Consider the following 14,176-nt stretch of genomic DNA (forward strand, 5'->3'; position numbering starts at 1 on the left):
CATTGTTTCCGACATCTGCGATCGCCTGATCGCGGCCTGTATTCGCGTGCAATCGCGAGCCATGATGTGACCAAGCCGGAGTGCTGATCTGTGGCGAAAGGTGTCTTCCGGATCAAGGTCTACTTCCGCCGCTTCGCGCGCTGTTTTCCGTGGCTTGCTTTTGTCATCCGCTCCTTCGTGATGTTCTCGGCTGCCTTCGGTGGCGCCTATGGTTTCATCTCAGGTTCGACCTCGAAAGACTCAGGTTACGACCCGCACGCTTTTGCGATCGGCGCCAGCTTCCTGTTCGCGCTGGCCTGCGTCGCCTTGGCCACCATGAGCATCCGCATGCGCTTCATGGGCAAGCGGATGCGCAAGCTGACTGCGCATAACGAAGCCCTGGTCGACCGGAATTGGGAATTGAAAGAAGCCGAAGAGCGCGCGCGCAGCCTGTTCGAGGCACAGGGCGACCTCATTGTGATCCGTGACAGCGAAGGCTGCATCACCTTCGTCAACGATGCCTATTGTGCGCTGGCGGAACAATCGCGCGAAGCATTGATCGGCAGCCACTTCGAACTCACGCTGCTGGAGCAGGGCGATATCGCCAACGAGCCCAACGGCACCAGCATGCACGATCAGAAGATCGCCACGGCGACCGGTCCGCGCTGGATCGCCTGGCGCGAAGGTCTGGTGCGGATCGATGCGGGCCAGCCCGCCGAATTGCAATGCGTCGGCCGCGATGTCACTGACCGTACCCAGACCGAACGCGCCCTCGGTGAGGCACGCGACCATGCCAATGCCGCCAACCGAGCCAAGTCGCGGTTCCTCGCGATGGCGTCCCATGAAATCCGCACGCCGCTGAACGGCATTCTCGGCATGAGCGGCTTGCTGCTCGATACGCCGCTGACACCCGAACAGACCACTTACGCCAAGGCCGTGAAGACCTCCGGCGATGCGCTGCTGTCGCTGATCGAGGAGCTGCTGGATTACTCCAAGATCGAGGCCGGCAAGATCGATCTGGAACATCGCCCCTTTGCACTAGCCGGATTGATCGAGGACATCACCGAATTGCTGGCGCCGCGTGCGCAGGCCCGCAATCTCGAAATCGCGGCCTATGTCGACGAGCGACTGCCGCTGACAGTGATGGGCGATGCGGCGCGCCTGCGCCAGGTGCTGCTCAATCTCGCCGGCAATGCCATCAAGTTCACGGCGACCGGCGGCGTAGCGCTGATCGTCGAACCCGGCATCTGGCCGAACGAAGTCTCTTTCCTGGTGCGTGACACCGGCATCGGCATCGCGCCGGATGCGCAGCAGCGCATCTTCCGCGAATTCGAACAGGCAGACGAGGGTACCGCGCGCCACTATGGCGGAACGGGTCTTGGCCTCAGCATCAGCGAGCGTATCGTCAAGCGCATGAACGGCCGCATCACGCTACAGAGCACGCTCGGTGCCGGCTCGACATTCGAAGTATCGATCCCGCTCGCCGCATCCGACAGCGGCACCGCGACTTTCATGGCACCCGATCTTACCGGCCTTTCGGTGATGCTGGTGGCGCCGCAGACCATCGAAGCCTCACTGACGGCCCTGCGGCTCGGGCGCTGGGGGGCACAGACTTGCACCGTGTCCGATATTGCCGTCGCGCAAGCCCTGCTACCCGAACGGTCGTGGCATGCCGTCATGATCGATCGCGCCCTTGGTGCTGACGCTGCCGAGCACCTCGCGGACACCGCAATTCCGCATGCGCTGCGACGGATCGTGCTGTTCACGCCTGCGATGCGCCATGAATTGCAGCCCGCGACGCCGAGTGCGTTTACCGGCTATCTGGTGAAGCCACTGCGTGCGGCCTCGCTTGCCGCGCGCCTGACATTACAGACGGACTCACCGACAATCGCCGCCGATGATCTGTTGGATCGCGATCCGGCCACACCGGAACTAACGGAGGCGATGGCACCCAGCCTCTCGATCCTGGTCGCCGAAGACAACGAGATCAACGCGCTACTGATGCGCTCGTTGCTGACGCGGCTTGGCCACAAGCCGGTCGTGACCACCAATGGCGAAGAGGCACTGGAATCCTGGCTCGCCTCCGACTCCGCAGGCACGCCCTATGACCTCGTCCTGATGGATATCCAGATGCCGAAGCTCGACGGCATCGAGACCACCAAACGCATTCGCGCGCGCGAGGCCGGTCAACGCGTCAGGCGTACCCCGATCCTGGCCCTCACAGCGAATGCACTGGTCGAAGATCGCTATGCCTGTTTCGAGGCCGGCATGGACGGCTTCCTGATGAAGCCGCTGGACCGCGACAAGCTCGCGGATGCCCTCAAGGGACTCGCCAAGATGCGGCACGTCGCCGCGTAGCAGCTCCACCTTCGCTGTCACACCCCCGCAACACGCCCGTCACACGGCTGTTGAGCGCCCGTGATGTCTGGTGCGGATAAGCCGCATCGATGATTCGCGTGATGCCTGCGGCACAAGGCGATTGAGTTGGGGATGGCCATGCACAGCAACGAACTGGTGCGACCGAAGCAGGGTTTCATGCAGATGTTGCGGCCCCAGAACATGAGCGCCGCCGCGCAGACGGCGATCACCTGGTTCAAGCCGCCGCTGCATCTCCATCCCGCCAACGGCATTCCGGTCGCCACGAATTCGTTAGGCCGGATGGGTCCGCTCGAAGTTCGCCTCGCGCAGGACAAGCGCGACGTGAAGCGCGCGCAGCGTCTGCGCTACAAGGTATTCTACAAGAACGGCACCGCGATCGCCGACGCCGCCACTATGCTGGCACGCCGCGACAAGGATGCATTCGACAAGATCTGCGATCACCTTCTCGTCGTCGATCACGATGCCAAGCCCACACTGTCCGGCAAGCAGCCGGTGGTCGGCACCTATCGCCTGCTACGCCATGAGGCGGCCATGCAGAACGGGGGTTTCTATACCGACAGCGAATTCGATCTGTCGGGGATGATCGAGCGCCATGCCGGTCTGCGCTTTCTTGAACTCGGCCGCTCCTGCGTGCTGCCGCGCTACCGCAACAAGCGTACCGTCGAATTGCTGTGGCAGGGCATCTGGAGCTATGTGCGGCAGAACAAGTTCGACGTCATGATCGGTTGCGCCAGTTTTGAAGGCACCGATCCGGATCGCCTCGCGCTGCCGCTGTCGTTCCTGCATCACAACGCCCGCGCGCCCGAAGCCTGGCGCGCCCGCGCGCATCCGTCGCGCTATGTCGAGATGAACCGGATGGCCGCGGATGCCATCGACACCAAGGCGGCGCTTCGTGCGCTACCGCCGCTGATCAAAGGCTATCTACGGATCGGCGCCATGATCGGCGACGGCGCCGTGATCGATCATCAGTTCGGCACCACCGACGTTCTGATCGTGATGCCGGTGACGTCAATCGGCGCACGCTATATCGAGCATTTCAGCACGGACACCTCACGCCACGCGGCGTAATCGCTTAGAGGCGACGCAGCGCGACGTTTTCCACTACGTGATCCGCACCCTTTTTGAGGATAAGCGTCGCACGCGGTCGCGTCGGCAGGATGTTGTCTTCGAGATTGGCGAGGTTGGTGCGCTCCCAGATCGCCAGCGCCGTCGCCGTCGCTTCTTCATCCGACAGCAATGCGTAGCGATTGAAGTAGGATCGCGGATCGTGGAATGCGGTGTCGCGCAGCGCCAGAAACCGTCTCACATACCAGTCGCGCAGTACCGGCTCATCGGCGTCGATATAGACGGAGAAGTCAAAGAAGTCGGAGACCACAGGCACCGCCTTGCCGTCGCGCGGGAGGCGGCCGGTCTGTAGCACATTGACGCCTTCGACGATCAGGATGTCGGGCTGATCGACCTCGACCCACTTGTTTGGGACCACGTCGTAAGTGAGATGCGAATACACAGGCGCGCGGACAGCATTGCGGCCGGCTTTGATGTCACTGAGAAACTGTAGCAGCGTCGGCAGATCGTAGCTTTCGGGAAAGCCCTTCTTCTGCATGATGCCTTCGCGCTCGAGCACCGCATTCGGATAGAGAAAGCCGTCGGTGGTGACGAGATCGACCTTGGGCCGCGGCGACCATCTTGCGAGCAGTGCCTGCAGCACGCGGGCGGTGGTCGACTTGCCGACCGCCACCGACCCGGCGACGCCGATGATATAGGGCATCTTGCGATCCTCGATGCCGAGGAACTTGCGCTGCGCGTAATACAGACGTTGTGTCGCCGTGACATAGATCGAAAGCAGGCGGGACAGCGGCAGGTAAATCTCTTCGACCTCGCGCAGATCGAGGCGATCATACATCGAACGCAGGGCGGCGATCTCGCCGGCCTCCAGCGTCATCGGCGTATCGTCGCGCAGCTTGGCCCACTGCTCCCGCGAGAAATTCCGATAGGGATTGTATTGTTGGTCTGCCCGCATATCCATGAAGCGGTCCCCGTTGTGATCGACGCTGTTACTCGCTCTTGCGCGACGCTTTCTCTTGCAGTCCGGATTGCGACGTGCGCTGACCGAGCGCCGCCTCGACCTCCTGAATCGTTACGCCGCGCGCTTTCAGCAGCACCAGCAGATGAAACAGCAGGTCGGCACTTTCATTGATCAGATTGGTGCGATCGTTCTCGACCGCCGCGATCACGGTTTCGACCGCTTCCTCGCCGAATTTCTTGGCGCAATGCTCCGCGCCCTTGTCGAGCAGCTTGCGGGTATAGGACGCGTCGCCACCCGCCGCCGCGCGGGCGTCGATGGTATCGGCAAGGTCATGAAGCGTAAAAGCCATTTCGGCGCCTTGTTGGCTGGGCAGCACGGACTCCTGCCAGAGATTGACCTAGGGGTCGAGCCGCATCGGCAGTCCGGCCCGGACCATATGCTCCTTGGCCTCGCGAATGGTAAATTCCCCGAAATGAAAAATCGAGGCCGCCAGCACCGCGGTAGCGTGGCCGTTCCTGATACCTTCGACCAGATGATCGAGATTGCCGACGCCGCCCGAGGCAATGACCGGTACGCCGACACTGTCGGCGATGGCCCGAGTCAGTTCGATATCGAAACCGGAGCGGGTGCCGTCGCGATCCATCGAGGTGAGCAGGATTTCACCCGCGCCCAATGACACGACTTCCTGGGCGAATTCGATGGCATCGATGCCGGTCGACTTGCGGCCGCCATGGGTAAAGATCTCCCAGCGCGAGCCGGATCGCTTGGCGTCGATCGCCACCACGATGCACTGGTCGCCGAACTTCTCGGCGGCTTCCTTGACGAACTGGCGATTGGCCACCGCGGCCGAATTGATCGAGACCTTGTCGGCACCGGCGCGCAGCAGCGTCTTGATATCGTCCACCGTACGCACGCCGCCGCCGACCGTCAGCGGCATGAAACAGGCTTCTGCCGTGCGACGGACCACGTCCATCATGGTACCGCGGTTTTCGTGGGTGGCGTTAATGTCGAGGAAAGTGAGTTCATCGGCGCCAGCCGCATCATAAGCGATCGCAGCCTCGACGGGATCGCCGGCATCGCGCAGGTCGACGAAGTTGACGCCCTTCACCACGCGTCCATCCTTGACGTCGAGGCAGGGGATGACGCGGACTTTGAACATGGCTCGGTCCTTATGCCGCCTGCTTGATGAGCTTCAGCGCCTCGGCCGGATCAATCCGCCCGTCATACAGCGCACGGCCGGAGATCGCACCTTCGAGCTTCGCAGCACGTGGCTCAAGCATGGCCTTGATATCATCGATGGAGGCGAGACCGCCCGAGGCGATAACCGGAATTGAAATCGAATCGGCCAGCGCAATCGTCGCATCCCAATTGATACCCTTGAGCAAACCGTCGCGCGCGATATCGGTGAAGATGATGGCGGCAACGCCGGCATCTTCAAAACGCTGCGCGATTTCGAGTGCTGTAACCGTCGAGGTCTCGGCCCAGCCCTCAACGGCAACCTTGCCATCGCGGGCATCCAGACCGACGGCGACCTTGCCCGGAAATTTCTTCGCGGCTTCCTTCACCAGAGCTGGATCGCGCACCGCGGCCGTTCCGATGATGACGCGGGTAATGCCCTTGGAGAGCCAGGCTTCCACCGTCTTGAGATCGCGAATGCCGCCGCCGAGCTGCACCGGCATCTTGATGACCTTCAGCATCGATTCCACGGCCTGCGCATTCACCGGCTTGCCTGCAAAGGCGCCATCGAGATCGACGACATGAAGATATTCGAAGCCTTGAGTCTCGAAGTCGCGCGCCTGTGCGGCGGGATCAAGGTTGAACACAGTGGCGCGCGCCATGTCGCCCTGCTCAAGGCGAACGCACTGGCCGTTTTTCAGATCGATGGCGGGAAAGAGAATCACGGCTTCCACTTCAGAAAGTTCGAAATCAGAGCCAGCCCGAAACGCTGGCTCTTTTCGGGATGAAATTGCGTACCGATCGCGGTGTCCTTGCCGACGATGGCAGTGATAGGACCGCCGTAATCGGCGCGCGCCAGTACATCGGCCTCGTTGACCGCATTCAGGTGATAGGAGTGCACGAAATAGGCGTGGCGACCCTTCGGCCCAAGCGGCAGGCGCTCCAACACCGCGTGCTCACGCACCATGTCGAGCGTGTTCCAGCCCATATGGGGGATCTTCAGATTCTCTTCGCGCGGCTGGATCTTCTCGACATCGCCGGCGATCCAGTTGAGCCCGTCGGTCGTGACGTGCTCCTTGCCCTTGGTCGCCATCAGCTGCATGCCGACGCAGATGCCGAAAAAAGGTCGAGCCTTGTCGCGCACCGCTTCGGTCATCGCCTCGACCATGCCGTCCAGCGAATCCAGTCCCTTGCGGCAATCCGCAAAGGCGCCGACGCCGGGCAGCACGATGCGATCGGCGCGGAACACCGCTTCGGGATCGCGCGTGACGATGATTTTCTCCGGCACATCCATGCTGCGCGCGGCGCGCTCGAACGCTTTCGCCGCGGAGTGCAGGTTGCCGGAGCCGTAATCGATAATGGCAACGCTCACCGTGTCACTCCCGGTTGCGGGAATAACCCGATGATGTCGTGTTGCGCCGGAGACGGCGGACGTGAGAAAGACTGGCTGGGAACGTGACGGGTCGGCGGCGGACCGCCGCGATCGCTCGCCCACTGATCGTTGACTGCGTTGTGCTGCGCGGTCCAGCGATCGAAGAAGCGACGCTCGGCGGCATCCTTGTTATCGGCGACGACCACATCGAGCTGACGCCACTTGCCGCGCGACAGCGTCCAGCGGCGCAGGCTGGCGGCCTCGAAGCCCATCAGCAGCGCGAACAGCAGCATCACAACGAAACGGGCGCCGAGATCGACCTTCAACATCGACAGCGCGACTTCGCCGGCGATCGACAGCACGACATAGCCGAGCAGTGCCCACCACAGCCGATGATAGATCAGCCAGATCAGGCCGGCGACGAACGCCCAGAAATGGAATCCATCGCGCACGAACTCGAACTTGTCCGTTGCCGCAAACGGCTCAGGGCCGGCACCGCGAGGCGCATGAACTGTGTAGACCGGCATGGCAAACTCCGCCCGAAACCGTAGAGGCCGATCAGCCGCCGAGCTGACCCTTGGTGGATGGCACTTCGCCGGCATTGCGCGGATCGATCGCAACACCCGTCCGCAGTGCCCGCGCCAGACCCTTGAAGCAGGATTCGGCAATGTGATGGCTATTCTCGCCATATAGGGTTTCGACGTGCAAAGTCACGCCCGCATTGCCGGCAAAGGCATTGAACCACTCGCGCACCAGTTCGGTGTCGAATTCGCCGATCTTGTGGGTCGGGAAGGTGGACTTGAACACCAGCACCGGCCGGCCGGAAACATCCAGCGCCACCCGGGTCAGGGTCTCGTCCATCGGCATATAAACCGAGGCATAGCGGGTGATCCCGGCCATATCGCCGAGTGCCTGCTTGACCGCCTGGCCGAGCGCGATGCCGACATCCTCCACCGTATGATGGAAATCGACATGAAGGTCGCCGACCGCTTTCACGGTGACGTCGATGCGGGAATGGCGGGCGAGCAGATCGAGCATATGGTCGAAGAAGCCGATTCCGGTGGTCGATTTGGATACGCCGGTACCGTCGAGGTTCACGGAGACCTCGATATCGGTTTCCTTGGTCTTGCGCCTGATCGTCGCCGTGCGCATGAAAACGCCTCTCCGCCTGCTGAAAACGCGCCCTTTTAACAGGGAGATGACACCTTCGCTACCGCGGGAGAGCCGATTCCGGACCGATCTTTGCGCCTATGGTGACCGGAATCCGCGCGCATCGGCCGCTGGCCTATGCTTCCTCGCCGGATTTGCAACGGCCGGTATCCGTGCCTAGATCAGGCGCTCAAGAGGGTTTCCATGAACGCATCCTATTCGGCCTCCCATGACGGATCGTCTCCGGTCTGGCACGGCACCACCATCCTGACCGTCCGCAAGGGCGGTAAAGTCGTGATCGGCGGCGACGGCCAGGTCTCGATCGGCCAGACGGTCATCAAATCCAACGCCAAAAAGGTCCGTAAACTGGGCAAGGGCGACGTGATCGGCGGCTTTGCCGGCGCCACGGCGGACGCCTTCACGCTGTTCGAGCGTCTCGAAGCCAAACTGGAGCAGTATCCCGGCCAATTGACCCGGGCGGCCGTCGAACTCGCCAAGGACTGGCGCACCGACCGGTATCTGCGCCGGCTGGAAGCCATGATGATCGTCGCCGACAAGGACGTCTCGCTGGTGCTGACCGGCACCGGCGACGTGCTCGAGCCGGAAGCCGGCGTGATGGCCATCGGCTCCGGCGGCAATTACGCACTGGCTGCGGCGCGGGCGCTGGTCGATACCGATCAGGATGCCGAGACCATCGTGCGCAAGTCGCTCGATATCGCCGCCGATATCTGCGTCTACACCAACCGGAACGTGACGCTGGAAATGCTGGAGGCATGACCGCCGCGGGTCACAATACCCGCGCGTCGTCCGTCAGCGACCTCTCGGTCAAGCAGGGCGTCGTCATCGCGCTCGGTCTGCTCACCCTGCAGGCGACACTTCTCTATGCGATGGGCCGGTTGCCGATCTGCGCGTGCGGCTATGTGAAGCTCTGGCATGGCGTGGTGCTGAGTTCGGAGAATTCACAGCACCTCACCGACTGGTACACCTTCTCCCACATCATCCATGGCTTCCTGTTTTACGCCGCCACCTGGCTGCTGCTTCCACGACTGTCCTGGATCGCGCGCCTGATCGTCGCCATGCTCATTGAAGGCGGCTGGGAGCTGCTGGAAAATTCGAGCTGGATCATCGAACGCTATCGCGCGGGTACGATGTCGCTGGATTATTTCGGCGACAGCATCGTCAATTCGCTGGCTGATACACTGTCGATGATCACGGGCTTCATCCTGGCGCGGAAGCTGCCGGTCGCCGCTACCGTCGCGATCGCGCTTCTGTTCGAGATTCTGGTCGGCCTGCATATTCGCGACAATCTCACTTTGAACGTGATCATGCTGATTCATCCATTCGAAGCGATCCGAACCTGGCAGGCCGGGCCACCCATTATCTGATCCGCTTGTCCCCACGCCCTTCTCAACTTACGTAGAGTGACATGACCGACTTTTCTCCCCGCGAAATCGTAAGCGAACTCGACCGGTTCATCATCGGCCAGCACGACGCCAAGCGCGCGGTATCGATCGCGCTGCGCAATCGTTGGCGGCGCCTGCAACTGACCGGATCGCTCCGCGAGGAAGTGCTGCCGAAGAATATTCTGATGATCGGCCCCACCGGCGTCGGCAAGACCGAGATCGCACGCCGGCTGGCGAAGCTCGCCGGCGCGCCTTTCATCAAAGTCGAGGCCACCAAGTTCACCGAAGTCGGTTACGTCGGCCGCGATGTCGAGCAGATCATCAGGGACCTCGTCGAGGTCGCGATCTCGCTAACCCGCGAGCGCAAGCGCAAGGACGTGCAGGCACGCGCGCAGCTCGCCGCCGAGGATCGCGTAGTCGACGCGCTGGTCGGCGCCACGGCGAGTGCGGCGACAAAAGAATCCTTCCGCAAGAAGCTCCGCACCGGCGAGCTCAACGATAAGGAGATCGAGATCGAGGTTCAGTCCTCCGGCGGCCCCTCGATGTTCGAAATCCCGGGCATGCCCGGCGCGCAGATGGGCGCAATCTCGATTGGCGATATCTTCGGCAAGATGGGCAAGGGCACCAAGACGCGCCGTCTGCGCGTGGAAGACGCACATGAGCCGCTGGTGAATGAGGAAGCCGACAAGCTGCTCGACAGCGACGCACTCGTGCAGGAAGCGATTTCAGTGGTCGAGAACAACGGCATCGTGTTTCTCGACGAGATCGACAAGATCTGCGTGCGCGACGGCCGCAGCGGCGGCGAAGTCTCGCGCGAAGGCGTCCAGCGCGACCTGCTGCCGCTGATCGAAGGCACCACCGTCTCCACCAAGCACGGCGCGGTGAAGACCGACCACATCCTGTTCATCGCATCCGGTGCATTCCATATTGCCAAGCCGAGCGATCTCTTGCCGGAATTGCAGGGCCGCCTGCCGATCCGCGTCGAGCTCAATGCGCTGACCCGCGACGACATGCGCCGCATTCTCACCGAGCCGGAGGCTTCGCTGATCAAGCAATATGTGGCGCTGCTGCAGACCGAAGGCGTGACGCTGGAATTCGCCGACGATGCCATCGATGCACTGGCCGATGTTGCCGTTGCCGTGAATTCAACCGTCGAGAATATCGGCGCACGACGTTTGCAGACGGTGATGGAGCGCGTGCTCGACGAGATTTCCTTTGCGGCGCCCGATCGCAACGGCGAGACCATCCGAATAGATGCCGCCTATGTGCAGAAGCATGTGGGGGATCTCGCGAAGAATTCGGATCTGAGCCGGTTTATTTTGTGAGACGAAGCACTGACCTCTCGCTCCCTCGCCCCGCTCTTGCGGGGAGAGGTTAAGAACGCGCCCGCCTGATCCGCACATACAGCGCACCGGCGCCGCCGTGCCCGATATGCGCTTCCTCGAATCCCACCACCAGCGACCGAAACTCCGGCAGGCCCAGCCAGAGCGGCACCTGGCGGCGCAGGACGCCGCGTTCGGATTCCGGGCCGGTCGTGCGGCCCTTGCCGGTGATAACCAGCACGAAAGTCATACCGTCATGGCTGGCGCGATGCAGGAAGGCCGACAGCGCGTGATGCGCGCGCGTCTGTGTCATTCCGTGCAGATCAATCCGCGCGTCGATGTCCTTGCGACCGCGCGAGAGCTGCGAACGTTCGCGACGGCCGAGCGGCGCCAGAGGCGGCACGGGCGGTGGGGCAGGCTTTGCGGTTTTAAGGGCTGCCGGGGGTGCCGAAGTCATCTTCTTGGGCGCCGCGACTTTCACAAGCGTTGGCGCGTCTTCCGCGGGCTCCGGCTTCACCACACGCTTTTTGCGCAGCGGCTTGACCTGTTTGGCGACCAGTTCCCACAGCGCGCGCTCCTCTTCGCTCAGCACGCGGCGACGGCGCGGCGCCACGGGATCGATAAGTTGCGGTGGACGTGAACGCTTCATTGCCAGGGGAAACGGAAGAGGGACTGCGGCTGCTTCGCTGCGCGACGATACACGCGGTGCCGGGCTTTGGCACGTTTCGGTTTCACTTCCCGCTTCACTTCAGGTTTTACTTCGGGTTTTTTCTGCGACTTCGCCTCGGCTGCGACTTGAGGCGCGACCGCAGGCCGAGCCTCCGGCAATGGCACCGTCGTAGCCACGGATGGAGACGATGTCGGGGCAGGCGCGACTGCAGCCACAGCTGGTTTTGCAACTGGCAATGGCGTCGTCATTATCACGGCTGGCGCCGCGGGCTTTGACGCGACCGATGTATCAGACCTGGACGTATCGGGCCTTGCTGCAGCCTTGTTATCGATCGCGAAATTTTCGACCTTCGATGCTTCGACCGGCTTCGGCTCGGTCTGCGGAAACAGCTTTGCGATTGTCTCCGACGGCCGCGCATCGGGCAGCGGCATGTGATGGCCGCGCACAGAGGGATCGAGACTCTTCGGCACCAGCATAACAAAGCGCGCAGGATGGCGCATCCGGCCGGCGACTCGGCCAGCTTCTGCGCCGGCGCCGAAATACAGATCGGCGCGGGCAGGGCCGACAATGGCCGAGCCGGTGTCCTGCGCCACCATCAGGCGACGGAACGGCGTCTTTGCCGTATCCGAGTCGACAGGTAGATCGCCCTCGATGAAGAACGGCGTGCCATAAACATGCAGCGACTTGTCGACGGCGATGGAGCGGCCCGGCGTCAGCGGCACGCCTTGCGCACCGACGGCTTCGTCCTTGTCGGAGAGCTGCACTTCGCGAAAGAAGACATAGGAGCGATTCTGCCGACGCAGTTCGCTCGCGGCATCTGGATTCTCTTCCATATATTGCCGGATACGCTGCATCGACATCTGCTCGCGCGGGATGATGCCGCGATCGATCAGCACGCGACCGACCGGCGTGTAGCGATAGCCATTATGCGCATCGTAATTGATCCGCACCGTGCCGCCGTCTTCGAGGCGGACGCGCGCCGAGCCCTGGATCTGCGTGAACAGCAAATCGGTCTGGCTCTTCAGCCAGACGATTTCAAGCCCGCGCCCGGCGATGGCGCCGTCTTCGATCTCACCACGATCATAATAAGGCACGAGTTTGCGACGGCCAATCTTGCGGAACACATCGCCGCCATTTGGCATGCTTGCGGATGACTGGCGATAGCCGCGCACAAACAGATTCGACGGGCGGCGATAGACCGGCACGGTGTAAACGTCAGTCTTCGTGCGCGAACCGTCGATCACCGGCTCATAGTAGCCGGTGACGAAACCTTCAGGCTCACCGAGCCGTGAGATACGCAGCGGCAGAAAATGGTCTTCGAAGAAGGCGCGCGCCTTGGCACCATCGGAAATCTCGGCAGTTCTCGCAGCCCGGCAGGGATCGCGGAGCGTGGTGCCAAGCGCCTTCGAATCAGTTGGTGGGTTGCGTTGAGCAACAATCGGCTTGCAGCTGGTGCGAAACGCCTGGAAGGCGAGGAGGTGATCGTCCTCGCTCCAGCCGCCAATATCGGTCCAATTCACCGGCGCATATTGGCTGCCTGTGAATTCGAACGGCCATTCCCGCGGCGGATTGTGCCGCGGCACATACACAAATTGTGCAGGATCATTCTTGACGTGCTTGGCGTGACGCCGGACCCGTGCGTCTGCAGAGACAGGGACCAACGCAGCAGCAATCACGCACAGCGCGGCAAGCCGGCCGAGCCTGGCAGCGTTATTGCACGCTGCCGGTGCCAACCAGCTTCCAATTCGGATCGCGCGAAGTGATGTCGCGGGCAAAGGTCCAGACGTCGGTGATGTCGCTGACCTTGTCGGCATTGCCGTCGACCACAGCGCCGGTCTTGTCGCGCGTCACCGAAATCATCTGCGACACGAAACGTACGGTGAGCTGTGCCGCGCGATCGCGCACTTCGGCGCCGACGAGTTCGGCCTTGTCGATGGAGACGAAACGGGTCTCGGTCTTCTGCTCGTTCTTCTCGCGGTCCTTGATGACGGCGTCGAACGAGTCGAACACTTCCGATGACAGCAGATCCTTCAGCGACCGACGATCGCCATTGGCAAAGGCCAACACGATCATCTCATAGGCGCCCTTGGCGCCGGTGATGAAATGGCGCGGATCGAACGACGAATCCTGGTCGACGATGGCATCGAGACCGGCGGCGAGCGGCGTGCCCGGTTCGGTGATGCCCTTCCAGCGCTCGGCGGGAGAGACGTCGGCGGCCGGTGCCGGCGCAGCCTGATCGATCGGACCGCCGGGCATCGGCACGACATTGCCTTCGGGCGGCAGAGCATCACGCGCGGCGCGGTCGAAGGGCGGACGCTCCTCGCCGGTGCGCTGTCCGAGCACGTTGCGCAGGCGGATGAAAATGAAGACCGCCAGTGCCAGGAAGATGATGGTGTAAATGTCCACGTCTTATTGCTTTCTGATCGGTGCCGGGCATGCCCGGCGGAAGACTATGCCGCCCATCGCGGTGCTGAAATCGGCTCCCACAGGGTCGGGAGATCGCGTCATGGGCGAACCTGCTCCATGTAGACATGAAACTAAGCCCAGCCAATGGCGCGCCATCGTGTCCGGCTGCGGCAAAGCGGCCTTCGCACCGGCAGCCTCGACCGCAACCGTTTCGATAAATTCTAGCGCGTTTGTCTGTCAGAGGAAATCGGATCGAACGAGGAAAACCCGCACTTTCAGTCATTTAACGTGAAT

At 62.3% G+C, this 14,176-nt stretch carries 15 protein-coding genes; 5 read left to right on the forward strand and 10 right to left on the reverse strand.

Going from position 1 to position 14,176, the window contains the following annotated elements; all coding sequences use genetic code 11:
- The first annotated feature begins 90 nt into the window (after positions 1 to 90).
- Positions 91 to 2,337 (forward strand): PAS domain-containing hybrid sensor histidine kinase/response regulator, encoded by a 2,247-nt coding sequence (locus tag AC1DUY_RS08380; protein WP_478113581.1) that lies wholly within the window; start codon positions 91 to 93, stop codon positions 2,335 to 2,337.
- A 138-nt stretch (positions 2,338 to 2,475) separates the two neighbouring features.
- A complete protein-coding gene (gene olsB / locus AC1DUY_RS08385; RefSeq protein WP_478114024.1) occupies positions 2,476 to 3,426 on the forward strand; it encodes a l-ornithine N(alpha)-acyltransferase in 951 nt (316 codons plus the stop codon).
- A gap of 4 nt (positions 3,427 to 3,430) precedes the next feature.
- Here olsB and coaA read toward each other — a convergent pair whose 3' ends face one another.
- From coaA to hisB, 7 genes are read right to left on the reverse strand one after another with little or no spacing between them, the layout of a single operon-like run.
- Positions 3,431 to 4,384, reverse strand: a complete 954-nt coding sequence (gene coaA, locus AC1DUY_RS08390; protein WP_089263094.1) for a type I pantothenate kinase — start codon at positions 4,382 to 4,384, stop codon at positions 3,431 to 3,433.
- Positions 4,385 to 4,412: 28 nt separating this feature from the next.
- A complete protein-coding gene (locus tag AC1DUY_RS08395) occupies positions 4,413 to 4,733 on the reverse strand; it encodes a phosphoribosyl-ATP diphosphatase (RefSeq protein ID WP_089263096.1) in 321 nt (106 codons plus the stop codon).
- Positions 4,734 to 4,781: 48 nt separating this feature from the next.
- Positions 4,782 to 5,543, reverse strand: coding sequence for an imidazole glycerol phosphate synthase subunit HisF (gene hisF, locus AC1DUY_RS08400; RefSeq protein ID WP_320446115.1), 762 nt, complete (start codon positions 5,541 to 5,543; stop codon positions 4,782 to 4,784).
- Positions 5,544 to 5,553: 10 nt separating this feature from the next.
- The gene (hisA, locus tag AC1DUY_RS08405) at positions 5,554 to 6,285 is read right to left on the reverse strand and encodes a 1-(5-phosphoribosyl)-5-[(5-phosphoribosylamino)methylideneamino]imidazole-4-carboxamide isomerase (RefSeq protein ID WP_120288087.1); all 732 of its coding nucleotides are present in this window, start codon (positions 6,283 to 6,285) and stop codon (positions 5,554 to 5,556) included.
- Complete coding sequence (hisH, locus tag AC1DUY_RS08410; protein WP_231078636.1) at positions 6,282 to 6,932, reverse strand: imidazole glycerol phosphate synthase subunit HisH; 651 nt, start codon at positions 6,930 to 6,932, stop codon at positions 6,282 to 6,284. Before hisH ends, hisA begins: the two co-directional genes overlap by 4 nt.
- Complete coding sequence (locus AC1DUY_RS08415) at positions 6,929 to 7,459, reverse strand: DUF2628 domain-containing protein (RefSeq protein ID WP_478113585.1); 531 nt, start codon at positions 7,457 to 7,459, stop codon at positions 6,929 to 6,931. The genes hisH and AC1DUY_RS08415 overlap by 4 nt, the downstream gene beginning before the upstream one ends.
- Before the next feature lie 31 nt (positions 7,460 to 7,490).
- A complete protein-coding gene (gene hisB, locus AC1DUY_RS08420) occupies positions 7,491 to 8,084 on the reverse strand; it encodes an imidazoleglycerol-phosphate dehydratase HisB (protein WP_309941513.1) in 594 nt (197 codons plus the stop codon).
- 201 nt (positions 8,085 to 8,285) lie between these two features.
- Here hisB and hslV point away from each other — a divergent pair, with 201 nt between their 5' ends.
- Genes hslV through hslU form a run of 3 tightly spaced genes read left to right on the forward strand, consistent with a single transcriptional unit; the run spans position 8,286 to position 10,809 of the window.
- Entirely contained in the window at positions 8,286 to 8,858 is a 573-nt protein-coding gene (gene hslV / locus AC1DUY_RS08425) for an ATP-dependent protease subunit HslV (RefSeq protein ID WP_068730238.1), read from the forward strand.
- Complete coding sequence (locus AC1DUY_RS08430; RefSeq protein WP_478113588.1) at positions 8,855 to 9,466, forward strand: DUF2585 domain-containing protein; 612 nt, start codon at positions 8,855 to 8,857, stop codon at positions 9,464 to 9,466. The genes hslV and AC1DUY_RS08430 overlap by 4 nt, the downstream gene beginning before the upstream one ends.
- Positions 9,467 to 9,507: 41 nt before the next feature.
- Positions 9,508 to 10,809, forward strand: coding sequence for an ATP-dependent protease ATPase subunit HslU (hslU, locus tag AC1DUY_RS08435; protein WP_478113590.1), 1,302 nt, complete (start codon positions 9,508 to 9,510; stop codon positions 10,807 to 10,809).
- Positions 10,810 to 10,858: 49 nt separating this feature from the next.
- Here hslU and AC1DUY_RS08440 read toward each other — a convergent pair whose 3' ends face one another.
- The 3 genes from AC1DUY_RS08440 to AC1DUY_RS08450 are packed head-to-tail and all read right to left on the reverse strand — an operon-like array spanning position 10,859 to position 13,882.
- A complete protein-coding gene (locus AC1DUY_RS08440; protein ID WP_478113592.1) occupies positions 10,859 to 11,455 on the reverse strand; it encodes a Smr/MutS family protein in 597 nt (198 codons plus the stop codon).
- Complete coding sequence (mltA, locus tag AC1DUY_RS08445) at positions 11,452 to 13,290, reverse strand: murein transglycosylase A (protein ID WP_478113594.1); 1,839 nt, start codon at positions 13,288 to 13,290, stop codon at positions 11,452 to 11,454. Before mltA ends, AC1DUY_RS08440 begins: the two co-directional genes overlap by 4 nt.
- Positions 13,187 to 13,882, reverse strand: coding sequence for a Tim44/TimA family putative adaptor protein (locus tag AC1DUY_RS08450; RefSeq protein WP_068730234.1), 696 nt, complete (start codon positions 13,880 to 13,882; stop codon positions 13,187 to 13,189). Before AC1DUY_RS08450 ends, mltA begins: the two co-directional genes overlap by 104 nt.
- Positions 13,883 to 14,176: the final 294 nt, after the last annotated feature.

The organism is Tardiphaga sp. P4_G1 (genome assembly GCF_056401215.1).